This is a genomic window from Nocardia sp. NPDC046763, assembly GCF_040645495.1.
GTDB lineage: Bacteria > Actinomycetota > Actinomycetes > Mycobacteriales > Mycobacteriaceae > Nocardia.
Map to the genome: position 1 here is coordinate 1 of NZ_JBEYYI010000013.1, position 24649 is coordinate 24649.

At 64.5% G+C, this 24649-nt stretch carries 26 protein-coding genes; 13 read left to right on the forward strand and 13 right to left on the reverse strand.

The genetic code is table 11. From position 1 onward, the window contains the following. Positions 1-285: 285 nt before the first annotated feature. From ABZ909_RS21525 to ABZ909_RS21535, 3 genes are all read right to left on the reverse strand, one after another. On the reverse strand, positions 286-1173 hold the full coding sequence (locus ABZ909_RS21525; protein WP_357002329.1) for an alpha/beta hydrolase: 888 nt from the start codon (positions 1171-1173) through the stop codon (positions 286-288). 886 nt (positions 1174-2059) lie between these two features. Beyond that, the gene (locus tag ABZ909_RS21530; protein WP_357002331.1) at positions 2060-2296 is read right to left on the reverse strand and encodes a hypothetical protein; all 237 of its coding nucleotides are present in this window, start codon (positions 2294-2296) and stop codon (positions 2060-2062) included. Between the two features lie 196 nt (positions 2297-2492). Continuing rightward, the gene (locus ABZ909_RS21535; RefSeq protein ID WP_357002333.1) at positions 2493-2993 is read right to left on the reverse strand and encodes a MarR family transcriptional regulator; all 501 of its coding nucleotides are present in this window, start codon (positions 2991-2993) and stop codon (positions 2493-2495) included. A gap of 71 nt (positions 2994-3064) precedes the next feature. Between ABZ909_RS21535 and ABZ909_RS21540 the strand changes: the two genes are divergently transcribed. Next, the gene (locus ABZ909_RS21540; protein ID WP_357002335.1) at positions 3065-3562 is read left to right on the forward strand and encodes a cupin domain-containing protein; all 498 of its coding nucleotides are present in this window, start codon (positions 3065-3067) and stop codon (positions 3560-3562) included. A 1463-nt stretch (positions 3563-5025) separates the two neighbouring features. Here ABZ909_RS21540 and ABZ909_RS21545 read toward each other — a convergent pair. From ABZ909_RS21545 to ABZ909_RS21560, 4 genes are all read right to left on the reverse strand, one after another. Next, entirely contained in the window at positions 5026-5394 is a 369-nt protein-coding gene (locus ABZ909_RS21545) for a YrdB family protein (protein WP_357002337.1), read from the reverse strand. Positions 5395-5767: 373 nt separating this feature from the next. Then, positions 5768-6952: a lipase family protein gene (locus ABZ909_RS21550; protein WP_357002339.1), complete on the reverse strand. Its 1185-nt coding sequence runs from the start codon at positions 6950-6952 to the stop codon at positions 5768-5770. Between the two features lie 595 nt (positions 6953-7547). Further along, on the reverse strand, positions 7548-7823 hold the full coding sequence (locus ABZ909_RS21555) for a hypothetical protein (protein ID WP_357002341.1): 276 nt from the start codon (positions 7821-7823) through the stop codon (positions 7548-7550). A gap of 47 nt (positions 7824-7870) precedes the next feature. Further along, on the reverse strand, positions 7871-8734 hold the full coding sequence (locus ABZ909_RS21560; RefSeq protein ID WP_357002343.1) for a hypothetical protein: 864 nt from the start codon (positions 8732-8734) through the stop codon (positions 7871-7873). A gap of 281 nt (positions 8735-9015) precedes the next feature. On the opposite strand from ABZ909_RS21560, the gene ABZ909_RS21565 reads away from it, so the two are divergent. After that, positions 9016-9798, forward strand: a complete 783-nt coding sequence (locus ABZ909_RS21565; RefSeq protein WP_357002721.1) for an alpha/beta hydrolase — start codon at positions 9016-9018, stop codon at positions 9796-9798. 445 nt (positions 9799-10243) lie between these two features. Here ABZ909_RS21565 and ABZ909_RS21570 read toward each other — a convergent pair whose 3' ends face one another. Continuing rightward, on the reverse strand, positions 10244-11209 hold the full coding sequence (locus ABZ909_RS21570) for a DMT family transporter (protein WP_357002345.1): 966 nt from the start codon (positions 11207-11209) through the stop codon (positions 10244-10246). 136 nt (positions 11210-11345) lie between these two features. On the opposite strand from ABZ909_RS21570, the gene ABZ909_RS21575 reads away from it, so the two are divergent. From ABZ909_RS21575 to ABZ909_RS21585, 3 genes are all read left to right on the forward strand, one after another. After that, positions 11346-12164 (forward strand): AraC family transcriptional regulator ligand-binding domain-containing protein, encoded by an 819-nt coding sequence (locus ABZ909_RS21575; protein WP_357002347.1) that lies wholly within the window; start codon positions 11346-11348, stop codon positions 12162-12164. After that, positions 12161-12508, forward strand: a complete 348-nt coding sequence (locus ABZ909_RS21580; protein ID WP_357002349.1) for a helix-turn-helix domain-containing protein — start codon at positions 12161-12163, stop codon at positions 12506-12508. The genes ABZ909_RS21575 and ABZ909_RS21580 overlap by 4 nt, the downstream gene beginning before the upstream one ends. 652 nt (positions 12509-13160) lie before the next feature. Then, entirely contained in the window at positions 13161-13604 is a 444-nt protein-coding gene (locus tag ABZ909_RS21585; protein WP_357002351.1) for a DUF2871 domain-containing protein, read from the forward strand. A gap of 161 nt (positions 13605-13765) precedes the next feature. Here ABZ909_RS21585 and ABZ909_RS21590 read toward each other — a convergent pair whose 3' ends face one another. Next, entirely contained in the window at positions 13766-14842 is a 1077-nt protein-coding gene (locus ABZ909_RS21590; protein ID WP_357002352.1) for an AraC family transcriptional regulator ligand-binding domain-containing protein, read from the reverse strand. A gap of 529 nt (positions 14843-15371) precedes the next feature. Between ABZ909_RS21590 and ABZ909_RS21595 the strand changes: the two genes are divergently transcribed. After that, on the forward strand, positions 15372-16145 hold the full coding sequence (locus ABZ909_RS21595) for a phytanoyl-CoA dioxygenase family protein (protein WP_357002354.1): 774 nt from the start codon (positions 15372-15374) through the stop codon (positions 16143-16145). 212 nt (positions 16146-16357) lie between these two features. Continuing rightward, entirely contained in the window at positions 16358-16852 is a 495-nt protein-coding gene (locus ABZ909_RS21600; protein ID WP_357002356.1) for a MarR family winged helix-turn-helix transcriptional regulator, read from the forward strand. A 236-nt stretch (positions 16853-17088) separates the two neighbouring features. Here the strand turns inward: ABZ909_RS21600 and ABZ909_RS21605 are convergent, their stop codons facing one another. Next, positions 17089-17637 (reverse strand): threonyl-tRNA synthetase editing domain-containing protein, encoded by a 549-nt coding sequence (locus ABZ909_RS21605; RefSeq protein ID WP_357002358.1) that lies wholly within the window; start codon positions 17635-17637, stop codon positions 17089-17091. A gap of 815 nt (positions 17638-18452) precedes the next feature. Here ABZ909_RS21605 and ABZ909_RS21610 point away from each other — a divergent pair. The 3 genes from ABZ909_RS21610 to ABZ909_RS21620 all read left to right on the forward strand — a co-directional run bounded on the left by ABZ909_RS21610 (position 18453) and on the right by ABZ909_RS21620 (position 20435). Further along, complete coding sequence (locus tag ABZ909_RS21610) at positions 18453-18776, forward strand: NIPSNAP family protein (RefSeq protein ID WP_357002360.1); 324 nt, start codon at positions 18453-18455, stop codon at positions 18774-18776. A gap of 14 nt (positions 18777-18790) precedes the next feature. Further along, on the forward strand, positions 18791-19159 hold the full coding sequence (locus ABZ909_RS21615) for a DUF4267 domain-containing protein (RefSeq protein ID WP_357002362.1): 369 nt from the start codon (positions 18791-18793) through the stop codon (positions 19157-19159). Positions 19160-19268: 109 nt separating this feature from the next. After that, positions 19269-20435, forward strand: coding sequence for an AraC family transcriptional regulator ligand-binding domain-containing protein (locus ABZ909_RS21620; RefSeq protein WP_357002364.1), 1167 nt, complete (start codon positions 19269-19271; stop codon positions 20433-20435). A gap of 265 nt (positions 20436-20700) precedes the next feature. Here ABZ909_RS21620 and ABZ909_RS21625 read toward each other — a convergent pair whose 3' ends face one another. Continuing rightward, entirely contained in the window at positions 20701-21222 is a 522-nt protein-coding gene (locus ABZ909_RS21625) for a hypothetical protein (protein ID WP_357002366.1), read from the reverse strand. A gap of 292 nt (positions 21223-21514) precedes the next feature. Further along, positions 21515-22000, reverse strand: a complete 486-nt coding sequence (locus ABZ909_RS21630; RefSeq protein ID WP_357002367.1) for a protein kinase — start codon at positions 21998-22000, stop codon at positions 21515-21517. Positions 22001-22135: 135 nt separating this feature from the next. Between ABZ909_RS21630 and ABZ909_RS21635 the strand changes: the two genes are divergently transcribed. The 3 genes from ABZ909_RS21635 to ABZ909_RS21645 all read left to right on the forward strand — a co-directional run bounded on the left by ABZ909_RS21635 (position 22136) and on the right by ABZ909_RS21645 (position 23902). Further along, positions 22136-22630 (forward strand): hypothetical protein, encoded by a 495-nt coding sequence (locus ABZ909_RS21635; RefSeq protein ID WP_357002369.1) that lies wholly within the window; start codon positions 22136-22138, stop codon positions 22628-22630. Positions 22631-23038: 408 nt separating this feature from the next. Beyond that, positions 23039-23758: a hypothetical protein gene (locus ABZ909_RS21640; protein WP_357002370.1), complete on the forward strand. Its 720-nt coding sequence runs from the start codon at positions 23039-23041 to the stop codon at positions 23756-23758. A gap of 15 nt (positions 23759-23773) precedes the next feature. Then, positions 23774-23902 carry a hypothetical protein gene (locus ABZ909_RS21645; protein WP_357002372.1) on the forward strand — a complete coding sequence of 43 codons (129 nt, stop codon included), beginning with the start codon at positions 23774-23776 and terminating at the stop codon, positions 23900-23902. A 4-nt stretch (positions 23903-23906) separates the two neighbouring features. Here ABZ909_RS21645 and ABZ909_RS21650 read toward each other — a convergent pair whose 3' ends face one another. Further along, the gene (locus ABZ909_RS21650) at positions 23907-24506 is read right to left on the reverse strand and encodes a TetR/AcrR family transcriptional regulator (RefSeq protein ID WP_357002373.1); all 600 of its coding nucleotides are present in this window, start codon (positions 24504-24506) and stop codon (positions 23907-23909) included. Positions 24507-24649: the final 143 nt, after the last annotated feature.

A 24649-nucleotide genomic window follows, 5' to 3' on the forward strand; every position in this document is an offset into this window, starting at 1 on the left:
GTCCGAGTGGGATCGAACTTGCCGGCGCTGTCGCCGTAGATCTTGGGGTCCCGGTTGGCGCCGGCGGGGCACGAGAGTATTGGATCGCCTTCGGTAATCGTCACGTCGCCGAGGACGAAATCCTTCACCGCATAGCGCAGCGGGGCATGCGCGATCGGCAGGTTGATCGCCCAAGAGCCCTCGAGGCCCGGCCAGTGACCGACATCATCGTCTGCTGGTCGCGACGCGCCGCTGAACGCGCTTCGCGACCAGGGTGTAGACGCCGCGCTCCGGGCGAGCTGCCGGTCAGTCTGCTGGGAGGCGGTCGAGAAAGTCGGCGATGAGCGGGGCGATTTCGCGAAGGTGAGTCTCCAGCGCGAAGTGGCCGGAATCGAACAGATGCAGTTCGGCATCGGGCAGATCAGCCAGGTAGGCGTGCGCGCCGGGCGCCGGGAAGAATGGGTCGTCGACACCCCAGGCAATCAAAGTCGGGGGAGTGGCTTTGCGCAGCCAGGACTGCCACTCGGGGTAGCTGTTCACGTTCGAGTGGTAGTCGAAGGCGAGCGCCACTTGGGCTTCCTTGCGTCCGGGAAGCTCGAGGTAATGCTGATCGAGCGTCCAGCTGTCGGGGGACAACAGGGAGAGGTCAGGTACGCCGTGTTCGTACTGTCCGCGGGTGCCTTCGAGGGTGAACAGCATCCGGACGGTGTCCTCGGCTCCCTTCTGGTCGGGGCGCAGTGCGATGAAATCCCTTGCACCATCGGATAGCCCAGCTTCATAGGCATTGCCGTTCTGAACGATGAGTCCGGTGATCCATTCCGGATGCCGGAGCGCGAGGCGGAAGCCCACCGGTGCGCCGAAGTCGAAGATGTACATGGCGAAGCGGGCCAGTCCCAGCTGCTGGACGAATCCCTCGGTGATATCGGCGAGCCGGTCGAAGCTGTATTCGAAATCGGTCGGGGCCGTGGTATTTCCAAACCCCGGGTAGTCGGGGGCGATGAGCCGGTACCGGTCGCCGAGCGCGTCGATGAGGCGGCGGAACTGATGCGAGGCGGTCGGGAAGCCGTGCAGCAGGAGCAGTGTCGGCGCGTCCGGCTGGGTGGGCACGGACTCGCGGTAGAACACCTCGACGCCGTCGATTTCGAGGTGGCGGTGGACCACCATGGGCATCTCCCGCATTTCCGGACTGGGCATCAAGATTTCCCTCTGTTGGTTGGGTATTCATCAGCGCGGACCCACCCCTCGTCGGCCCGGCTGAGCAAACATACGTGCGGTATCGCGGACCCCGGCTGTCCAGAACGCGCCAATGCCTGGACTCTTCGCGACAGTCAGCCGACATTCGGCGCGCTGGTTGCCCAGGAATGAAGGATTCCTGACATGTCCGAACGGCTTGCACAACAGCCCCCATCGGGTGCCGTGTTCGCTGTGGTCAGGGCCTTGTCAGGTGGGGGACGGGGCAGGTCGTTCCGTGATGTCCCGCCGCACGGCGGGCTCGGTCCGGCTCACGGTCGGGTTCGGCTGTGGCGTCGGGCTGTACGGCCGCGGTCTTGCGGGCGGCAACCACGAGGCCGATCACTCCGATGGTTGGGGACGGCGAAGAAGAGCTTGCCGACCCGGGCCGGGTGGTGTCCCAGCGCCGCAGCATCGCGGATCCGAATCTCGCTCACGCCAAGGCCGACACACTGTGCCGATGGGGTGGGCCCGGACGCACCCCTCGTCCCTCCAGACCCCTCCCATGGATCCCATCGACACACGTGCTTTCAAATGCGGAACCCGATGGCAATCGCGAGGATGTTGCAGCAGTTCCGGCGAGTCAATCTATGTGCCGCACGAGGGGCATCCGAAGGCAGAACTCGCCTTGTTTGGAACATATGACGCCATGGTCGCCAGTTGAGACGGATAAGCCGACCAGAGGCACGACCCGCAGGGTGTGGATCGCGCGAAATGCACACGCCTGCAATGGATTCCCGGTGCGGACCCCCCGGGCGAACGCAACCCCCGGCCATTCCGAGGGAGGTTTCTCACAATTGGCCGACGGAACCGGTGCTGTGCCCTGAGCGTCCCATGCCTGTGGAGAGCGTCAGCAGAAGGGCACTGCGGCGGATCCGTTGAGGCTGGTGTGGAACAGCGCGCACATCAGCTGGTTTCCCATCGAGTACGAACCGCTCGAGGAGCCGCTGGCGGGTCCGCTGACGTCGACGGGGTGCGTCTGGGTCAGTGGAAGCGGTTCCGCCTGAGCGGGCGCGGCCAGGAAGCCCGCGGGGACGAGCAGGGCCGACGACACGGCGACCGCGCCGACGATCTTCTTCGAATTCATTGATAACCCTTATCTCTTGATCTTGGCGGGAGCCAGTATGGGAGCCGGGTGACAGCAGCCGACAGACCCGACAACTGGGGCTACTGATGTTCGGGCCACCGGCATGAAACACGTTGTCGCTTTCGCGTAGTGGCGCGTCTCACGACGGTTGCCGGCGCAGGCGTAGTCATCATCGACCCGCCGCCAAGCGAGTCCATCAGCGTTCCAGGTCGGCCACCAGGAGGCGGGTGATTCGGTCGAGATCCTTACGGTCCTTCGCGGAAAGAACCGAGAGGATACGGGTTTCGTTCTCGAAGTGCTCGGTGACGACCACGTCGATGAGTTGCAAGCCGCGATCGGTCAGGCCCACCTTCACCGCACGACGATCGCCCGCATCGGCGATACGGCGCACCAGGCCCGCGGATTCCAGGCGATCGAGGCGGCCGGTCATGCCCGCGCGGGACATCATGAGGGTGTCGGCGAGGATCGACGGGTTGAGCTCGTAAGGTTCACCCGAACGACGCAGGGCCGCAAGCACATCGAACTCCCCGCGCTGTAGTCCGTGTGCGAAGAACACCTCTTCGATCCGCTTACCGGCGATCACGGACAACCTTCCCAGCCGTCCGATGATGGCCATGGCTTCCAAGTTCAGGTCCGGCCGTTCCCGGTGCCACTGTGCCGTGATGACGTCGACCGTGTCGAGTTTCGAATCACCCATGGACCTAATTCTATTCGCTCTGATATAGTTCGACAACGAATTATCAACTACCGAACAATCCGGAGTTAGTCATGAACACCACTTCCCGCGCCGCCGCCATCCGCCAGCCTCGGGACGCCGAGACCCTCGGCACGGAGACGGCTTCCATCCGTCTGCTCATCGACTCGAACGAGGCCGGTGGGTCCGTGAGCACCGTCGAGGTCACCATGGCCCGCGGCGCGGACGGCGCACTGCCGCACTACCACACGCTCTCCGACGAGCTGTTCTACGTCGCCGACGGCGAACTCCAGGTCCTGGCCGGAGACCGCATCGTCACCGTCGGCGCCGGCGGCGCGATCGTCGTCCCGAAGCTCATGCCGCATGCCTTCGGCGCGGCACCTGACAGCACGGCTCGCATCCTCATCGCCCTCATGCCCGGGGTCGAGCGGCACGAGTACTTCCGATTCCTGGAGCGGCTCTCGACGGGTGAGGCCTCGCCCCTCGATTTCGCTGCGGCGCAGCAGGATTACGACAACCACTTCATCGACGCGCCGCAGTGGTGGGCCGAGCGCAATGCTCATCGGCAATGAACGCGCAGACGGGGTTGCGGCGACGATGACGATGGGGACCGCGAGCGGTCCCTCGACGCCACCCGCGTGAGGCGCCCACGCGTGGACCGAAACCGTATGGGGTGCTATCGCTTTCGAGCCCGTCGATGGTATTCGACCAATGCCTCGAGATCGACACGACGAACCGATGACCCGTCTATTCCCAGCGATGCGAAATGGCATGGTGGGCAATGAGCCTTCTCCTTCTGGAAGCCGGACCAGCTGCCGCCGTGAAGTGAAACCACGGCTACAGACCGCCAGATCGAGGAGCAACCCGTGACCACAACGCATCAGGCGTTGGACACACCGCCGCTATGACCAGCGATGGCACTATCGTCACCACCGTCCCAGCAGTGTTCACCGGCGACGCAATCGCGACCTTCGCCTGAGAACGCGGGTACTCCCTCGGCCATCGCTCCGCCGTCGAAAATGCTGCAGCAAGCCGCTTCCCGGGCTCTCCCAGGCTGGGAAGCGGCATGCTCGGCACCAGTCCCAAGGCTGCAATGCCATCCATTCGGATTCTTCTTGAAGCTCGGCTACTACATTCAGGATCGCCGCGGCAAACTGGGTGGCCGGGTCGGAAACATGCACGGTCCGAACATGGCGATCCGGCGCGACGCCCGGCTGACGGTCCGCACCGACACCACGATGCGGGCAGACGTGGCCGAGGACCTGGATCTCGCTCTGTGCCTTACGAAGCGCGATCTGCGAATAGATCAGTTGAAAGAGATGCGGGCTGCGACGTCGGCACGTCGGCGCCGGACAAACCCGCGGGACTGGTGGCGATTTCAGCTGTGCGGCCTGGCTACCATAACCATCCCCGCCGGCCGCTGGGAACCGAAAACGCTACGCGTGCATCTTTTTGGATCCCTGCCCGGATCGCCCGCCACGCCCGACGCACCCGGCTACTGCTATCCCGCACAGCCCCCGCCACCAGTCTCGCGCTCACCGCGCTCGACCGACTGCACGCCACCTGACCAGGCGAAAATCGCCCCGACAACCAACGGAAGGACCACCACTCGGGCCCGTGGAACCCGGCAGCCAGCCCGCTACACGGGCCGACCCTCCACATCGTTGTGCAGTCCACACGACCGCAGACGGGCCACCGAACCCGGTCAGGCCGACCCATCAGACACATGAAAATCGACGGTAATCTTCGTGGACTGATCGGCGCAGATACTCGTATCGCTGCGAGTCCGGGGGGAGTATGCCAAGTGCTCTGTGTGCGCCTTCGAGCGGCGGATTCAGCGAACTCTGGCCACTGCGGCAGCGCCGATCGGTGTCGACGGCACCAGCTCGGCCGGGACCGGATCCGCCGGCCCCGGATCGATCCTCTGCTGGCTACTGCATCCCGGCACCACCTGCCAGCTCTGAACCTGTCAGCTCTGAATTCGGCGGTCTGAGAACGGGATCCCGCTGGTGCCATCCAGCGGGATCCCGTTCGTTCAATGGGCGAGCAGCCAGCTCACCCGGTCGTAGGCGAGGGCGTGATACGTCACGAGTACAGCCGTTGACAGCAACGCCGTCATCGGAAGCCCGGCAGCCCACAATGCGGCCGCACCACCGCCCAGGACAGCGATCTCGATCAGGAGCCGTACCATGCCCGCAACCGGAACTGTCGCCGCTCCGTTCCGGCTCGGATCCCCAGGTACCGCGAATATCCCCCACACGGCCGCAACCACAATCGGCAGCGTCAAGACCAGCAGATAACGCCACGGCGCATCGAAATCCCGCCAGCCGAGAATCCCGAAGGAGGCGACCGCGGTCAACTCGAGCAGAAACCGTACGCCCAACATGACTGGATTCAAAGACATCGGCCGACCCTATCGGCATCGAATGCAGCCAGCGACCAGCATATTTCAAGGCTCAGCTCGAACCGACCGTCAAACGCACTGCATAGAGCGGTCATACGCTGGGTCGGCGCTCCGCAACATTCGGTCCAACCTATTCCCAATTCTGGGGATGCCGCTCGAGAAACGCGTCGTGATCGATGTGCGCCAGTCGCAGAGTGCGGCGAGACGACACTGCCTGTGCCCGTGCTTGTCTCGTTGCCTCGGCTCCGCACCGACTCTGCTAAACCACCGGCCAGTGCGAAGTCGACTGCTGTGGACGTCGCTCCGCTACTGGCCGGTGGCAAACAAATTGGTGCGCAACTGAAGCCGGGCGAATCAGTTTGGCAGTGAGCTCCTACTCGGGGGTGACTGGTTTCTCGAGGAGCTGTGTGAGGAAGCCGTCGATGGCGGTCCACATCTGCGGATTGATTTGGGTGTGCGTGCCGGCTCCAGTGATGGTCTGGACGTCGGCGCCGCCGGCAATGAGTTCCGCGGCGATGGCAGCGTGCAGTGGAGAAGGCACGACCATGTCGGTTGCGTTGACCAGCAACAGGATTGGCGTATGGTAGCCGTTCGTCGGCACCGCCAGATAGTCGTTGAGGACGGTCCTGATGTTGTCATCGGACAGCGGACGGGACAACAGGTCACCGACCTTCAACCCGGCGACTCGGGCGCGGATGGCGTCATCGCACAGGGTCGCGATGCTGTCGACCACGTCTCGCCCCGTGGGACTGAGGTAGCTGTCGATGTTGGCCTCGGGGTGGGTTGCGCGGATCCCGGCGAAGATCATGGCGGCGAACCCGGTGGCTCCAGGGAGATCGAACCCGGGACCTGCCACCGACAGGACCTTCTCGGTGTCGGAGGCCGGGTCGAGCGCGATGGTGCCGCGGTAGTCGAGATCGGGCGCCAGGGTCTGCTGGCGATATGCCGTACCCAGGGCCGCCTGTCCGCCCTGGGAGCCGCCGACGGCCGCCCAGGTCCGCGACAGCTGCGGATAGGTGGCCCGCGCCGCGCGGACCAGATCAATCGTGGCCGTGGCTTCTGAGTTCAGCTCGAGGAAGGGGTGCGGACCGGTGACGAAGCGGCCGAGTCCGACATAGTCGGGGGCGACCACAGCGAAACCGCGGGACACGAAGTGCTGCATGAGGTGGTCCTCGTTCTGGCGATAGTCCGGGGACATCCATGGCAGCGGATCGGCCTGGCTGCCGCAGCCTGCGCCGAGGCCGGTGGTGCCGTGGTCGAGAGCCATGATCGGCCAGCCACCAGCAGGAGCGGGACCGGGCGGGATCAGCACGGCCCCGCTGGCCGGCAGTGCGGAGCCGTCCGAACCGGTTGTCCAGTACTCGAGGACCGAACCGCCGCTCAGTCCATGAAAACCATTCGCCTGCGCGGTGACCGAGATGGTCTCCCCGGGCGTCGACGCCGACGCGGATCCTGCCGACACGCCCAGCGCCACCGCGGCCGCCACCGCACCCGTAGCGATCGCCCGCTTCCGACCACTGCGCGAACGCTCTCGGCTGCTTGTCTTTCCTGCCGACATCACAACTTCCTTCACTGTCCGAATCAGATCCTCATATAGTTCGGTAGCGAACTATATGTGTGCGAACTATCTCCTGTCGAATGTGTTGTTGTCAAGCGCCTCTCAACTCCCACCGATGGGAAGTTCCCCCGCCGCCTGCTACCGTCCAAGCAGCCAATCGAGAGGGTCTGGTGCATCCGGCTGTGGCGCATGGGAGTTCGCTGAATGCCAGCCTCCGCCGGTCGTACCCCTACCCCTAGACGGACGAACACCGAACACACCATGGCGCTGGTGCTGAATCGCCTGTCGCCGAGACGATTCCGCCATCACCACCGCTCGCCGCGCAGCTTCAATAGCCCGACCGGGCGTGCCGTCATGCCTTGATGAATTCGAGCAGGTCGGCGTTCAGCTGGTCGGCATGGGTGACGTAGAGGCCGTGGCCGGTCGCGGGGTATCAGCGCCGATGTGCCGCGGCCGGTGATGTCGATCGGCGCGGAGAAGTCGGCGTCGCCGTGCACGACCAGTGTGCGAACGGTGTTGCCGCGCAAGGCATCCCGGCCATCGCAATGTCCGCCCAGGGTGACCCCTGTCAGCTCCAGGTGCTCGAGCAGAGCCGTCAGATCATCGGCGGTGGTGTCGAGGTCGTAGCCGCCGCGCGGCCGCTCCGAGCGGCGTTGATCAACATGACCGCGGCGGTGGGGTGTCCCGAGCCGAAGCCCTGTGCGCGTCGCCGACATGGCATGAACGCCGACCCGCCCAACGCAGTCTTCGGCGCTGCCGCGCTGGCCATCTCGATAGCGGCGTGGATGGTGGCGGCGTCTACCTCGATTTCGGTGCTCGGCTCCAGGACCTGTCCGCAGTCCTCGAGCAGCTCGGCGAGGCGGTCCGACATGAGCCGGTCCGCAAGGCCTGTGTTGTATTGAGGTGCCTCCGGGTAGGTCAGTCGAAACTCTGACCGTCCAGCACCCAGGTAAGTCCCTGCAGGGGATCCTCGAGGGCGAGGTGTAGATACCAGATTTCGTCGCATGGATCTTGCCACGCCACGCAACGGGTCCTATCGACGAGATCATTGATCTCCGCCACACTCGTCGAACCGATCATCACGCTCAGTAGGCGCCAAACCCGCAACCGACCCAGCGATTCTGACACCGTTCCGTACGCGCCGGCGCCACCGAAAACTCTGACCAGTGACGGGTAGGCATTCGCGAACTCGACGACAGCGGCAGGGACCGTGGATTTCGAGTGACCGCAACCGCCGACCTCGAGGTGGTGGGCGATGGCCTGTTCCGCGGTGCCCAGCACGATCGGCACCGACCGAATCCAGCCGGATAACTCGTAGTCGCCGAGGCTTTCGACGGTTCCGACTAAGCCATCGAAGACATTGGCGGACAGAGGGATCGGGAGTGGATGGTCGTTGAGCGGAAAGCAGCTCGAGGGACCTTGGCTTCCCCAATCGTGGTGGCGAGTAAGCCAGACTGCATCCCAGTGCCGAGATTCCCAAGGCTGCAGCTGCAATGGGACCGACCAATGCCCAGCTTCTTCCGGTTCACGATCCGATGGCTCCTCGGACCGCAGATCTACTCGTGTGAGGTCTTCTCCGCGTAGCGCCCTCGCGTGCGCTACGCGGAGGCGCAGCCGGGGGTCGATCAGGTATGAGCGTGCATCGGCCCAGGAGTGGTTCTGAGCAAAAATGTCGCAGAGTGGCTGCCGGTAGGTCCAGGCCCGACCGTGCAGGGTCGCTCGGTCCAACGCTTCTGCGGCGAGTTCAGTTTGACCATCGAGGATCGAGCTCTGGTCGACCAATTATCACCGACTTTCTACAGTGCCGCAGCAATGAGCGCGGCCACCGCTGCCCCTGATCCCGAAGGGAGGTGTCCGTCGTCGAGGGACCGATCAGTTCTACACCCGTTCGCTGTTCGCGCGGAGTTGGGGACGTGGTGGCTGGCGCGAAGTGTGTTCTGGCTGGCATGAACAGCTACCGCCATAGCTGTGCGAAGACTCGTAGCGTCTGACTCGTGACGGAGTACTTACACATCGACGGCGGGTCCATCGCCTATGACGTCGCAGGTTCTGGCCCGCTCGTCGTGTTGGCGCACGGCATCGGTGATCACCGGAAGGTCTACCGATTGGTGGCGCCGCGACTGGTCGAGGCCGGGTACCGGGTGGCCACGATGGATATTCGTGGGCACGGCGAATCCAGTATGAACTGGACGTCTTACGATGGCGGCGAGGCGATTTCGCGTACCGACGTGGCGGGCGACATCCTCGATGTGATCCGGGATCTGGGCGGTCCGGCGGTGATCGTTGGACACTCCATCTCCGGTGGCGCGGCCACGATTGCCGCCGCGCGGTCGCCAAAGTTGGTGCGTGGCATCGTCGAGTTGAACCCGTTCACGCGGGTCCAATCCTTTTCGATGGGAGCATTGTTCACCCTCGGCCGGTACCGCAGCGGGCAACTGTCGTTGATCGGGGCGGCGATCTTCCGAAGCCTTCGGCTGTGGATGCGTTACCTGGATGTCGCCCATCCGATCAAGCCCGCCGACTACACCGTGTACATGGCCGAGCTGGCGGCGAAGTTGCGTGAGCCAGGGCGGTTCGCGGAATTCTTGAAAACCACGAAATCCACGCCTGCTGATGCGGAGGCGCAGCTTCCGAACATCCGGTGTCCCGCCCTGGTGGTTATGGGCACCGAGGATCCGGATTTCGTGGATCCGGAGGCCGAAGGCAACGCGATCGTCGCGCTGATGCCTCCGGGCCTCGGATCGGTCGCGCTGGCACCGGGCACCGGCCACTACCCACACGCCGAGACGCCGGACCGCGTTGTAGAGCTGATCTTGAAGTTCCTGGCGGAGAACTCTTCCGAATAGCCGCTGCGCAATCCAGACGCTGGCCGTGCTCGAGGTCTTGCTGGACCTGCCGACCACCGTGGTGATCGACCTCGACCACACTGCGGCCTGGACACAGGTCGGTGCGCTACTCGCCGCGGCTCCACAGATGCCCGACGGGCTTTCGGCCGCCCACATTGTCCGTCGCGGGCGTGGGTCGTGGCCATCCCGTGGTCACGAACCGCGGACCCGTGCTGCAGAGCCTCGACCCCCGCGTCACCATCGACGAACTGACCTGACCAGCAGAGTGACCGGCGCGCAACCCTGACAGAGTGGTCGCGGGATCGGTGACGTCGGCGAGCCGGACGACACCGTCACCACGACGGTCCAGACCCGGGCACGCATGCAGCCGCGGGCAAGCCCGACCCCGGTCTCGTGGGTCGGTAAGGGGCGGCATCGCGGTCTCGGGTGTCGCACCCGGTTGAGATCAGGCTCGTGTCAGATCGGGCGACGTGGCGGCTGCGGGAAGTGCGGGCTGGGCCGTGAGGTCCTGCGGCACGGCGGGTGTCGGCTCCACCCCCGGTGCGGGTCTAGCGGCCGAGGTCTTGCGGGAGGCGAGCACCATGCCGATCATGCCGATGGCGAGTCCCGCGATGGTCAAGGCGTGCAGTGGCTGTGCGATGAACAGCCAAGCCAGGATGGCGGTGGTGACAGGGATGGCGAAGAAAAGCTTGCCGACCCGGGTAGCGTCCCAGCGCCGCAGCATGGCGTTGAACAGCAGGAACACGCCGATGGAGTTGACGATGATCATCCAGCTCAGCGATATCGCGAATCGTCCGTAGTCGCTGATGTGGAAGTTACCGCTGATCAGTACCAACAGTGCGGCGACGGGCGCGCTGACCAACTGGTGCACTGCGGTGGCAGCGCGGCTGTCCACGGCGGGGCTGAACTTCTTCTGATAGACGGTGCCCAGGCTCAGACCGAGCAGGCCGACGACACACAACAGCAGTCCCAGCCAGGAAAATCGCGACTGATCGGCGACAGCGAGGGCGATACCGATGCCGCCGATGCCGAATCCGACCCACTGTCGCCGGCTGATGTGCTCGCCCAGCACGCCCGAGAAGAGGGCGATGACAACGGGATTCAGGCCCTGAACCAGAGAGATCACCGCGGCCGAGACATGCTCGCCCATGGCGGAGTAAAAGGCCGCGAACTGCACGATCTGTACCAGCAGTCCGGCGATCATCACGTGCCGCAACTGGCGGCCGCGCGGCCAGACTGCGTGCACCGCAAGTCCGTACAGCAGCAGCAATGGTCCGGCGATGGCGTACCGGCCCAGCAGCACCACCATCGGTGGGGCCGCACCCACGCCGATGATGCCGACAATGAACGCGCTGCTCCACATGAGGACGAAGGCGGGCTGCGCGATCCCGTCCATGAGCCGGTTCTTCATAGTGCTCTCTCGGGTGCCCGCCTGGAGCGGAAGGTCTTCTGTTGGAACGACCGCGTCGACCCGGTCACTCCGTGGTCTCGGCGGCACGCTGGCTGCTGAATCATCTACTGCCCTTTCGGACTCGGCCCTACGGCACATGTTCGAAGTAACCGTATGTGCGGCGGCGGGGACTTCCGGGGGCAGATCGTGCCGGTATCGGGACTTGACACGCCAAACCGAACACTTGGGTCTGTTTATGGACAGACAACCTGCTGGCTATGCTCTGCCGATGTTCGAAGGCACCGTCCCGGCGCGTACCGCCGCGCCGATTTACGCCAGTGCGTTGCGGGCAGGGGTTCCCTTTGCTCTGCTCGGGGATATCCCCGGACTGAATGTGGCCTTGTTCGGTGAGGAGCTCATCCGGATACCCTCCGACTCGGTGTGGCTGGCATGGCAGTTGATCGACGCGATCGGGGGGACAGGGGTCGGGCTGGCGATATCGGCCGCTGCCGAGCGCGGATGCTTCAGTGTGTGGGACTACTTGTTCTCGAATGCGCCGACCCTCGCCGAAAGCCTGCGCACCGTGCACGAGTTCCGGCCCGTGGTATCCAGTCCGACCGTGGGCGGCGCGATCATCGAGGACGGCGGGCTGCTCACGATTCGTGAGACCGCAGCTCTGCTGCCGGAGACCATCATTCCGGCTCACGAAGAGTTCGCACTCGCACTCATGCTGCGCAGGGTCCGGGAGGCTACCGGTCAGCATCTGGTGCCCATTCGCGTCAGGCTCACTCAGCGCGCGCCGCACAAACACGGACATCTGGTCGACGAATTCGGCACCGGAAGAATCGAGTTCGGCGCGCCCTACTCCGAGATCACCTTTCTCGATGCCAGCGATCTTCCGACAGACAGCGATCCGCACCAAGCTCGCATGCACCGGCACTACGCCGAGATGCTGATGTCATCTTTCCGGTGGTGAAGGACTGGAACAGTCTGTTGCGCAACATGATTCATGAATCGATGATGCAGGGCGAGACGGACCTGCGCTGGGTTGCTGATCGGCTGGCCTGCAGTCCGCGCACGATCCAACGGCGGTTGCGCGACCGGGGCACCACATGGCGAGAGGAAGTCGACGCGGTGCGTTGTCAGCATGCCGTAAATCTGTTGCGCGACACCGATATCCCACTCGGCGAGGTGGCCACGAAACTCGGATACACTGACGCCAGGACGCTGCGTCGAGCCTTCCGTCGTTGGAAGGGACTGCCTCTGAGCAGTTTCCGCCGCGATATCTGCTGCGATGACGACCCCGCCGATCCAACCTGAGTAGCCGCTATGGCCTGGCCCAATCACGGGGGATCGGGCAATGGTCATGCGTCGGCGTCGCAGTCGGACGGTTCCGGGCGATGACTGCCGCGTCACGTGACAGAGTCGGGGCGTGTCCACCCCCCGAGCGCGGCATACACACGCGGTGGAGTGCGCCGCGCGGTATGGGTGGCGCAGTCGCCCGCGATGTACCGAATTGGTTGCGGCACAACACATCATCCGTGCGGTGCAAACGGGCACCGGGGCCTTAGTGGTGATGATCGGGTGTGCCGGCAGGCGTCCGATTTCCCTGATTGAAAGTGGGATGAGTTCGCGGCCGGCACCCCGGGAGTGGGAAGCCGATGCTCCGCCGATCGCTGGTGTCGCTGCGTTCGCGTAGCACCGGCCGCCGAATTTGGCATCAAATGCTCCGCCTTCGGCATGAATCGGCAAATTCTTCCGGGGGTGAGTCTCCTACTGTCGGACTGTCGAGTCATCGGTGGCAACGCCGGTTCCGACGTCACCTGACCTGTGGTGGTCGAGGTGTGATCTGGAAGGAATTCATGAGATCCGAGTCGGCGCAGTGCGCCTCGTTGGTAGTCGGTGTTGCGAGGACCAACGGTGATATTGACAGTGGCAACTTCCCCTTCGAGTGCGAAAACCGGTGTGGACGATGAGGACCCTGCTCAATACCGCACACGCGTACATGATCGTCGGGCTGGGCGCCGGCTTGTTCTACCGTGAGATCACCAAGGCCAAGCACTTCACCGGGCAGAGTCAGCTCGGGGTTGTGCATACCCATGTGCTGGCGCTGGGGATGCTGTTCTTCCTCATCGTGCTGGCGTTGGAGAAGTTGTTCACATTGACCGCGCATCGGCTGTTCCGGTGGTTCTTCGGGTTCTACAACCTCGGCCTGGTGCTTACCGTCGCCGTGATGACGATCCACGGAACCCTGACCGTGCTGGGCAAATCCAGCGGCGAGGCTATCGCGCTCGGCGCCGGGATCGGGCATGTGCTGTTGACCGTGGGGCTGATCCTGTTCTTCGTCATGCTCGGCAAGATCTTGAGCACACACGAAACCGCCCGGCCTATAGCGGCATTCGCCGAACACGCCTGAACGAAGGCCATGACCGACCTGGGCCACGTCGTGAGAATGTATGCGGCTGTAGGACAACGCCGTTCGGCCGTTGGGGGCGGATGCTCGGCGTGGTCGCGGTGACCATGGGCGTTGTACTCGGGGTGATGGTTCCCGTGAAGCCATGAACCGCTCGCACTCGTTCACAAGGATCGGCGATAGGTCGAGGGTGATTGTCCGGTCCATTGATGGAAGGCCCGTGACAGTGTCTGCTGGTCGCGGTAACCGAGCTGGTGGGCGATCGATTTCACCGGCAGCGCGGGGTTGTGCAAGAGCGCGACGGCCAGTTCGCGCCGGGCGGTTTCGAGTTCGACACGCCAGGTGGTGTCGTGTGCTGTCAAACGTCGTTGCAGGGTTCGGGTGCTCAGCACGAGCCGGTGGGCGACCGCGTCGAGGGTGACCGCGATCTCGTTACTGCTGGAGAGCGTCTCGCGGAGCGCGGACCGGAACGTGTCCAGCCAGGTGTGCTCGGGGCGGGCGTTGTCGATCAGCCCTTGCGCGTAGTAGTGCAGTATTTCGCGCAGCTGTGGGTCGTGCTCGTGTTCGAGTGAGCCGCTCGCTGATCCGCAGGTGAGGAAGGTAATCGTGTCCGATCTCTGGTCGAAGTGGATGTTGTCGGTGCCCAGGGACTTCACGAGGTACTCGCGATGTGTGGGCGCGTGATGGGCGAAGTCCACGCGCACCGGTGTCGCCGCCGGTCCGAAACCTTCCCGGGCTCGCCGTACAGCCACGGCCAGGGCGAACTCCCGATGGACTATGTCGACGGGCTCGTTGGTGGGGGTGTCGACATAGGTCACCTGCAGTTGGTCGCCGTTCTCTTTGACGTGAAATTCGGCGATCGGGTCGCAGAGGACCGCGCTGAACCGAGCCGCGTCGCGGAAACCGTCTGCCAGTGTCGGTGCACTTCGAATCAGATAGTCCCACACATGAAGTCGTCCGAATTCCGCCGTCGCGGCGGCCCGCACGCCCATTTCGCGGCCGGCTGTTCGGGCCAGGACTTCCCAGAGCCGGTACAGATCCGCGGTGGGGATCCGGGTTCGGTTGTAGGGCAGCAGCGATCGATCCAAGCCGCCGATGTGAGCAAGGTGCGGGCCCTGCACTCCGGCCAGCTTTGCCGTATCCAGTACCAGCCGGACCATATGGGACGACACGGTATTTGCCAGCGCGGGCCGCTGCAGGCTCGCCCCGCGGTGGGCCGAGGCAAGCTCTCGTGACTCCATCTTTCCTTTGACCTTTCCGCTGGCATCGCTCGATGTAATGGGGCGCAATGGATTCGATCGGCGGCTGACCCTTCCGTCGATCCGAGGAGCACCGTCCATGATCTGAGTAGCAAAAATAGACTCAGATCAGGTAGCGTACTGTGCTGGGTAGTGAAAATCAACCCAGCTAGGCTGGCTCCGTCAGTCACGGAGCGCGCTCGTGCCGCGGGTGCAGATCGACCCTCCCACCCCGGATTGGTTGCTGACGGTCGGGGGAACGGGCATTGGACTGGCCATCTTCGCTGGGGTGTGGTTCGGATATGTCTTCCTTCGGCGCCGCCGATACAGGTGGCAGGCGGTCCGGGCCAGAGCCGCCCTCGCGGGTGACGCCCCGGCCGCTGCTTCGGGTGAGTAGCCGAAGGCTCGGCTAGACGACGGAAGCCCCGTTTCTCCTTCGGGAGGGAGGGGCTTTCGCCATGTCTGGGAAGGAAATTCGGTGGCGGCGCGATCCGCTTTCGTCGATGCTCCGATGGTCGACCGAAAGGATTGCATGCTTACCGACGCTGAGGTCACCGCTTTTGTCGCCGATGGATTCGTCAGGGTCGACGGAGCCTTCTCGGCCGAGACGGCCGCCGAGGGCCGCGAGATTCTCTGGCGCGCAACCGGTTGTGGCCCGGATGATCCGTCGACCTGGACCAAGCCGGTCGTCCGGCTCTGGGATCATGCCGACGAGCCTTTCGCCCGCGCCGTCACCGCGCCCGCCCTGCTCGAAGCTTTCGACCAGCTGGTGGGTCCAGGTCGTTGGCTCCCTCGGAACAGCCTGGGTAGCTGGCCGATTCGTTTCCCGAGCCCGGAACCGCCCGGTGACGACGGTTGGCACGTGGATGCGAGTTTCCCGGGAGATGCCGCGATCGATGACTATGCGCGCTGGCGGGTGAACGTCCATTCCAAGGGCCGTGCCTTGCTCATGCTGTTCCTGTTCTCCGACGTCGGGCCCGATGATGCCCCCACCCGCGTTCGTGTCGGTTCGCACCGGCGTCTCGCCCCGATACTGCGTCCGTTCGGTGAGCAGGGCACCGGGATGTTCGACCTTCTCGACTTCTATGCCTCCACCGCCGACCTCCCCGAGGTCGCGGCGACCGGCCACGCGGGTGATGTCTACCTCTGCCACCCCTTCCTGGTCCACGCCGCCCAGGCCCACCGCGGTCGGACCCCCAGGTTCATGGCCCAGCCGCCCCTGTTGCTTCGTGAGCCGTGTGTTCTGGACCGCCCTGATGGCGCGTATTCCCCTCTGGAACAGGCCATTCGGCAGGGCTTGGCGTAGGCGGACGCAAGGAATATCTACGGTCGGCGATAGGGGCGTGCGGTGGACCCGTTCCTTTGGGTCGCCTGTCGATCCTCAAGTGTCACAACGGATACCGCAGGAACGGAACCATCGGGGCTTCCTGTCGTGGAGCGTCGGGGAGGGCCAGCAGCCGCCGCGAGTAGGGCGTCCCCGCCGGCGAAAACCGGTACCGCGCAGAAATGGTCAATCGCTTGACTAATCCGTTGGCGGATCGCCTACCGCCGCTGGGGAACCTGCTGGCCGCTGCGGCGCGCCGCCTCGCGGCCGAGTTGGACGCGGGGATCGCGGCTGCGGGGTTCGAGCATTTGCGGGCTGCGCATGCGCCGGTGTTCCAGGTGATCGATCCGCAAGGCTCGCGTCAGACCGAACTGGCGGCGCGGACGGGAATGACGAAACAGGCTGTCGGGGAGCTGATCCGGCACTTGGAGGCGCACGGTTATGTCACCGTCGCCCCCGATCCCTCCGATGGCAGGGCGCGCATGGTGACCTTGACGGCACTGGGCTGGCGGGTGGTCGAAGCTGGATCGGAGGTGATCGCGCGCTTCGACGCTGCGCTCGACGAAACGATCGGCCACGCGGAGGTCACCAGGCTGCGCGCGACGCTGACAACCATCATCGGCGGTGCGGGATCGACGTATTCCGCCGGGCACACCGAGCCCACGACGGTTTTGAAGGCGTCGCTGTAATCGCTTCCGGCGGTAGCTCAGGGACTCTTCCCACTGGTGATCACAGCGATAGGGTCCGGTCGTGAGGCGTACCCGACCACAGGCATGGGTCGGCGTCGCCGCCGTGGCGATGCTCACGCTCGGACTGGCTGCCGCCTGCTCGTCGAGCTCGGACCAGGATCAGGCATCCTGCACCGCCGTCCCCAATGGCGTTCTGGCTACATCCGGGATTCCCGGGGGCTCCAGGTCGACCTGGATCAGGCACCCATCGAAGCGGCCGACGGCACCGGCTTCTCCCGAAACCGCTGAGAGGTAGCCACATCCAGGGCTGCCACTACCCGGCCTGCAGCCGACACGTGATCACCGCCGAGATGAATCGAACGCCGTCCGCAGGCACCGCTCGTCAGTTCCGCCTCGGCGTTCCTGTACCAGCCGAAAGGCATGACGTGGATGCGTTCGTATTCGCCCGCGAGGCGCGAAGTAATTTCCGCCAGCAGGTCCAGTGAGTCGGCGAGCTCGAGGAGCAGGTCGGAACCGAGACGGGTGCGGCGGCTCCCGGTGGGTGGTTTCAGGTACCCATCGACGACGATTCCCGCAGCGCCCGTCTGCGTCATGACGCGCCGGATGACCTTCACTGCGGCGTTACTCAGCACATGATCGCCGTGCTCCACTTCGATCGTCACCACAAGGCAATCCGAGAAGCGATGCGCCACGCCGATTTCTGTGGTGCTGAGTCCGACTGCGCACGGGCTCGGCGTTGTCACGGTGTATTCGAAGGTGTGGCAGCTGCTGGTGATGATCCGCATTGCGGTCGAGCTTCCTTCCGGGTGTCATTGCACCACTGAGCTCGACGTGGGGGAAATCCCGGTGATTGTTCGCCGTGCTACAGGTGTCATGGAGTCTCCGAGCCGTCCAGTCCCGCACCGCCTCCCGCGGACGGTGCGCCCGCTCTCCAGGGGCTCTGCCTGGGAAAAGCGGTCCACTGACGCTAGGGCATCACGTAGGAGAAAACGTGTATCCACTTGCGCCAACGTGAACACGATTCGCGACATCACGGACATCGGTCAGGCACTCGCCTGGCTGGTATGAAGCGCAATGCGGGGGGCACAAGCTCGCGTATCGTCGCCGAATCACCTTCTCGCCGTTGGGAATAGTTCGAGCCGCGAAGGGCTCCAATGACCGACGATGCCCGTTGGCCTTGCACTGGTATCGACGAAGACGGAAGAAGCCGATCCTGCTTCGCCCAGAGGCGAGAGCTACCCCACGGCCGTCGAGTAGCCCATCCGGCGGGCATGAGCCCTGCTCAGGGTTCTTTTGCGGCCCACGCTCCGTCCTTCATCGCAGGTGCAGTACCCCATCCGCCAGCGAGTCTTCCCAGATCTGGGAAGCCGATACGGTCTGAATTCCAAGACACGACATCGGTTCCGCCGACACCAACGCCCGCACTGCGATCCGCTGCGCCACCTCTGCCGCTAACGCCACCCAGACCGAACCCCCGACGCGCCGCCGCGGTTGACGTTCATGCGTACGGGCCGTCCCTTGACCCACATAATTAGTTTCAATATAGTTCGGTCTCGAATTATTCGGTACCGAACTGGATGATCGTGAGATGGAGAGATCGATGTCAAGAAGCTACGAACTCCGGGTGTACACCCTGGCCAGCGTCGAGGCGCTCGAGACGTATCGGCGGGTCCACTACCCCAGGCACCTGGTCAGTTTCCTCGAGTACGGGATCGCCGCGCACGGGTTGTGGACCAACACCGATGACCAGCCCCGGTTGTATGCGCTGCTGTCCTTCGCTGAGGGCGCGGATCCGGCCGACGTGGCTCAGCGCTATCTGCACAGCCCCGAATTGCGCGCCGACATGGCCGGTTTCGACGTGTCAGCCATCCTCGAGGTCACCTCGACTCCCTTGACTCCCTCCCCCGGTTCGGCCCTGCTCTGATGAAGGACTCCACCATGCTCAGCTCCATCGCCTATGCCCTGGCCGGTTTCACCGGTTTGTTCTGCCTGTTCATCGGCGGCCGTGCGCTGCTGGTACCCAAGGCCGCCGCTACCACTTTCGGAGTGCCCGAGATCAACGGCCTCGAGCCCTACATGGCGATCAAGGCCTCCCGCGACCTCGGCCTCGGCGCGATCACCTTCGCCGTCATGGCCACCGCATCCACCAACGCCCTGGCCTGGTACCTGATCGCGGCCACCGTGACCCCACTCATCGACGGCATCACCGTGATCCGCTCGGGCGGACCCAAGAGCATCGCGTTCGGCGTGCACCACGCCACCGCCGCGGTCATGTTGATCAACGCCGCACTACTACTCACCCTCTGAACCCCGACGCCTGATGCGTGCCAGCGCCGATAGGTGGTCGTCTTCTCGGGTCATCGGATCCCACTGCACCGCAGCATATCCAGCGGCACCGGCGGAAGGTCAAAGACAGATGGAGTTGGAAGTACTTGCCTCGCCCTACCTGAACGCGGGCATCGGTACACGGGGCCCTGCGGCGCCGAGATCGTTGTCCGCCCCACAGAGCACCCTTGCGAATACCGTTTCACCCCAGGTATTTCGACTTGTACTCGATGCTGCGGTACGAGCCGGTGTTCCCATATCGCACCTGGCTCACATCGGGTGCCTGGACCAATCGCTGCAGTCTTACGGCTTGACCCGGCTTCCGACCGCGGACCTGCACGAGTTGTGGGATGTACTGGCCCGAGCAGCCGGTCGCGAAGTCGGTGTGCGGGTCGCGGCGGCAGCCGAATTCGGGCGGTTGCACGTGTGGGACTACCTGATCCGCAGTGCATCGACGCTGGCGCAGGGGTTCCGCGACGCGGGTCGCTTCTGCGCGGTCGTCTGCGATCCGTCCACCGAGTTTCGGGTCGTCGAGGATGGCGCCTTGCTGCACGTGACCTACGTCGAAAGCGATACGTGTGGACCCGCCGATATCGCTCGGCGGGAGTTCGTTCTGGCCTTGGCGATTCGGCGGGCCCGGGAAGGTTTCGGAGAGGCAGCGGCGCCGCTCCGGGTGGACTTCGCCCACCCTGCGCCCGCGCACCGCGAGTACCTCGTACATGCCTTGGGCACCGACAACATCCACTTCGATCGGGGCGCGGACATGATCAACTTTCTCAACTGTGAGCAACCGAGCGGACCGCGCGGGTACGACCCGCAACTGCGGGAAATATTGCACTTTTACGCCCAATCGGTGATCGACAGGGCCATGCTCACGCCCGCGCTCACGTGGCTGGATGCCTTCCGCGCTGCTGTCCGCGAAACGATTTTCTACAGCACCGACTACGAAATCAGTCTCGACGCGGCCGCGCACCGGCTCGCGGTGAGTACCCGGACCTTGCAGCGACACTTGACCAGACATGGCACAACCTGGCGCATCGAACTGGAAACAGCCCGGCGGGAGCTGGCCGTCGCACTACTGAGTGATGCCACGCTACCGATTCAGTCGATTGCCCGCCGATTGGGTTACCGTGACCACACGACCCTGGCGCGCGCCTTTCACCGGTGGACGGGCCAATCGCCGACAACCTACCGGCGATCGCTGCAGCCCGCTTCGGTCGCAAACATGGGCATTGAGGCGACGAAGATAAGTCCGTGAGCGAGAAATTCTCGCGCGGGAGGGCTCGGACGCACCCTCGTCCATCCGGTCCTTCCCATCGATCCCATCTTCCGATGCCCCGCGCTGGCCGGTTCGGTCAGCGCGGTATGCGGCAATTGACTGCGTTCGGGCCGTGACTGGAGGTCGACTCCTGGCGGATGCGCGCCCCCGATCCGCGCGGACAATTGCCGTTGGCCTGTGTCGGAATCAGGCCAAGGCGGTTACCGCGGCGTCACACGAAAGCTCCCGAAACACGGCCACCAACTTATGGATACACCTTGAGCAGTGCGGCGTTCATGTCGTAGTAGGCGGTTTTGTCCCTGTTGTTTTGATTGACGACCACGGCGATGCCCGGTTGAGGGTCGGTGGGATGCACCCGCATGAACATCACGTTGGTGAGGCGGGCGTCGGCCCAGCCGGTGTCTGCTCTCGCGGAATTCATGGCCTTGGCCAGCACCTGCGCCGACACCGAATCGCCGGTGAATCCGCCGTCGAGGTGAAAGTCGTTTTTGGTCTCGGTGCCGGGTTCCACCGATCCGTCATCACCGTTGTAGACGTATTCCTCTACGGTCGTGGGGGCGTTGGGGTCCACGGCCGCGATGAACATCGTCCGCCTGAGCGCACTGATCTTGACTTCGAGGTAGTCGGCGGTGGCGGGACCGAGTTCGGCGTTGATCGCGTCGAACGCTTTGCGCAGCGATTCGGCGGTCCACCAGATCTCCGGGGGCTGTGCGGTGGCCGAGGTTGTCGCCGAACCTTGCTGCGCGACTTGTGCGCTGGTGGTCACCGCGGGCGAGCTCGCCGGCGGCGCGGTATCCGCGACGGACGTCGTGGTCGAGCCAGCCTGTGTCGCAGTATCTTTCGAGCATCCGGTCGCAGCGAGCGCCAACGTTCCGACTGCGACGGCGGCCACCAGCATTCGCCCGTATTCGATCTTGTTCACTTGCAGCGCAACATAACCCGCGCAGCGTCGATCGGCACAGCGGCAGGAACCTGTGGCTTGCTCGATCGACGCTACGTCACGTTTCCCGACGCCGTGATCGGCCAGCTGCCATAGGTAGTGACCGCGGCTGCGCCAACTATGCCATCTGGGTGCAGGTGCCGAAGCGGCGTCCGGGATCCTTGGCCATCGCGCGTGCGATGAGCTCGTCGAAATCCCGTGGCAGACCGGGGGTTCGCTCCGACGGTGCCGGCACCGGCTCGTAGGCGTGCCCATAGATGATCTGGCCGACGTTCTGTCCCGGGTACGGCGGCTGCCCGGTCAGCATGTGATAGAGCGTGCAGCTCAGTGAATAGACGTCGGCCCGCCGATCTGCCTCACCCGGCCGGGTCAACCGCTCGGGGACGGCGTATTGGAAGCTGGCCCACCCAGCGCGGCGAGATCCTGTCAGCTGCCTGCTCCCGTCGAGCGCCTTGGCGATGCCGAAGTCGCGTGCTCCCCACGCAGTGAATATCGCGCCACGTGTCCACACCGAAACGTCCAGCGTGTCGGGCGTGGGCGGGCGGCTCGGAACGATCGGGCGGGACCGCGGTATACGGCGCTCCTCACCGGGTGAACCCGGCATTCCGGTCACGCGAAACGCCGTTGGGGGCGCGCGGACGGCAATGACCTTGTAGTCTTTCACAATTCGGCCACCACGCTTGGCTACTGTCAGGCGAGCCGTGCATCTGTCGATCAACAGAGAAGGGGATTGTCGGACGTGGACGTGGGAGCAGTGGCGGCGGCCGCGCAGTCGGGTCGCAGCAGCGAAGCCATCGTCGCCGACACCGAGCAGCAAGCTATCGATCTGCTGACCAATATCGGTCGCTACTACCAGGCCATGTACAACCTCGGTGACATCCGTTCGCCCGGTGCCGAATTGCGTGCGGCCTGCTCGAAGCTGCTCACCGTCGCGAATTGGCTGGACACCGCCCGCGATGAGCAGCTGACGGACATGCCGGAGCCCGCCGATTCGGCCGGGCCGTCGCAGGGACGCTCGCTGCCCCGGGTGGTGGCCGATTTCCTCGCCGAACACCCCGAACAGACCTGGACCCCGGCGGAAGTGATTGCCGCGCTGCAGCGTCGCGGCGTGGAACTGCCGATCAGCGCCCGCCACCACGTCGCGGTCGCGCTGGGGCGAATGGCGCAACGCGACAACAGCAATGTCCGCAAACTTGATCGCGGGAAGTATCAGTACGCGGCGGACTCCGCGTAGTCCGGCGGCGGTGGGCCCACCCACCGCCGGTCAGGGATACGGTCCCTACGCCACCCGGACATCAGCAGCCGGAAACGTCTCGGACAGCTGGGAAACCGACCACTCGAATACGGCCGTTACCGGTACCGGATTGGTTCAGGTGGTAGTGCCATTCCCGGCACCGTCCCGACGTGAGCATCACACCACGTTCATTACCCTGCCTAGCACTATCGTCTCGCTCCACTCGCAGGAGTCAAAGCACCAGCTTCGGCGTCCTTCCACGTCCTTTTACACAGTGCCGACAGCATCAACCCGGTCTGTGGCTGGTGCCGCGCAACCCAGTTCGGGGCGGGCACCGCGTCACCCACCGGGTGATGGACGCCGTGTCGACGCGAAAATTGCATTGCGCCAGGTTCATACACTGACGGCGTGCTGAGGCTGATCTTCTTCGCGCCGGTCGTGTGCTGGTTGCTCATGGCCCGCAGCGCAGCTCTGCGAATCCGGTTGGGCCTGTTGCTGTTCGCCATCGCGGCGGTTCAGGTCGCGGTGACCCACGGATTGGTCATGGCCGCCGAACCGATCACGGTGCTCGCCGGCCTGGCGATCACCGTGATCGTTGTCCTGTTGTGCGGGTGGATCTTCGACGAGCCGGGCCGTTCGGGACGGGCGATGATCGGGATCGCTCTGAGCTTGGCGTGGAGCCTTTTCACCATGCTGGTGGTGTTGGTGACGGCGGTGGCCTCCACACTGGGCTTGTTCGGGTCCGGCCACCCGAAGGATGACGTGCTGTTGCCACTGCCGTCGGGTCTCGTGGTGCTGAAGGACGACGACTCCTATTGCGGCGGCACAGCGGTGACCTACTGCTATCGCGAGTTCTGGATCGGCGGCTCGGCGATGATCCCCGACGCGGACGTCTTCACCCATGTGCTCGACCACATCCGCAGCCGGGGTTGGTCTCTCGACTACGACGAGAACTATCAGGAATGGCACGGTTGCCGTGTGACCGGCTGGTGGCTCGATCGGCTCCACAGCTGTGTCGAGGTGTACAGCCCCTGGACCGGTGCGTCGCAAACGAATCGGGTGCTCACCCGTGGGACCCGTTCCGAACCGCCCGCCAGAATCGTGTTCGACAACCACGACCGAGACTGACGCGCGGTTCGCTCAGTGCGCGAAAACGGCAGTGGCGCGGTGATTCTCAACCCGGACGAACACGACGACCAGGCCTGGGTCACGCCGGAGCAGGCCGCCGGGCTCGATCTCGCCGAGCACTTCCGCGATGCTGTCGCCGGATGAGGCCTCAGGAGATGTAAGCGATGAGTTCGTCGACATAGGCGCGGAAGAGGGCGGCCATGTCGACGGTGTCGGGATCCATCAGCCATTGCAGCTGCAGGCCGTCCATCATGGCGAAGACCTGGCGGGCTATGGCCGCGGGGTCGATGTCCTTGCGGATGGTGCCGTCGTCGATGCCCGCCTGCAGCGCCCCGGCGAGATAGTCCGGCAGCAGGCGGTAGCGGTTCAGTGCCCACCTGTGGGCCGGATGGTCGGCGGTGACCGCCTCGCTGGTGAGCACCGTGAACAGCCGGACCAAGCCGGGCACGTGCATATTGTGGTCGACCAGCTGGGCCAGGCGGACGAGGGCGTCCTTCCCCCGCAGCTGCTGGTCGAACCCGAGGCGGTCGTGGTCGAGGCGATCGCGGTAGTCGAGGACCGCCGACAGCAGCGCGGCCTTGTTCGGGAAGTAGTGCAGCAGCCCGGGCTGGGACAGTCCGCAGCGGTCGGCGATCTCGGCGATGGAGGTACTGCGATAGCCGTTGTCGGCGAAGGCTTTCAGTGCCTCGTCGATGATCTGCTCGCGGCGGTCGTCGCCCCGTCTGCGGCGTCGGGGGTGGGGCGTCATGAGGTGGGACACTAGTCAAGCGGGTTGATCAGGCAAAACCGGACCATGGTTACGAAACGATAACAGTACCTAATGACCATTCGGTAAACTGGATTTCCACTGGCACACTCGTGCCAGCCGTACAGGGCAGTACGAGGGAAAGG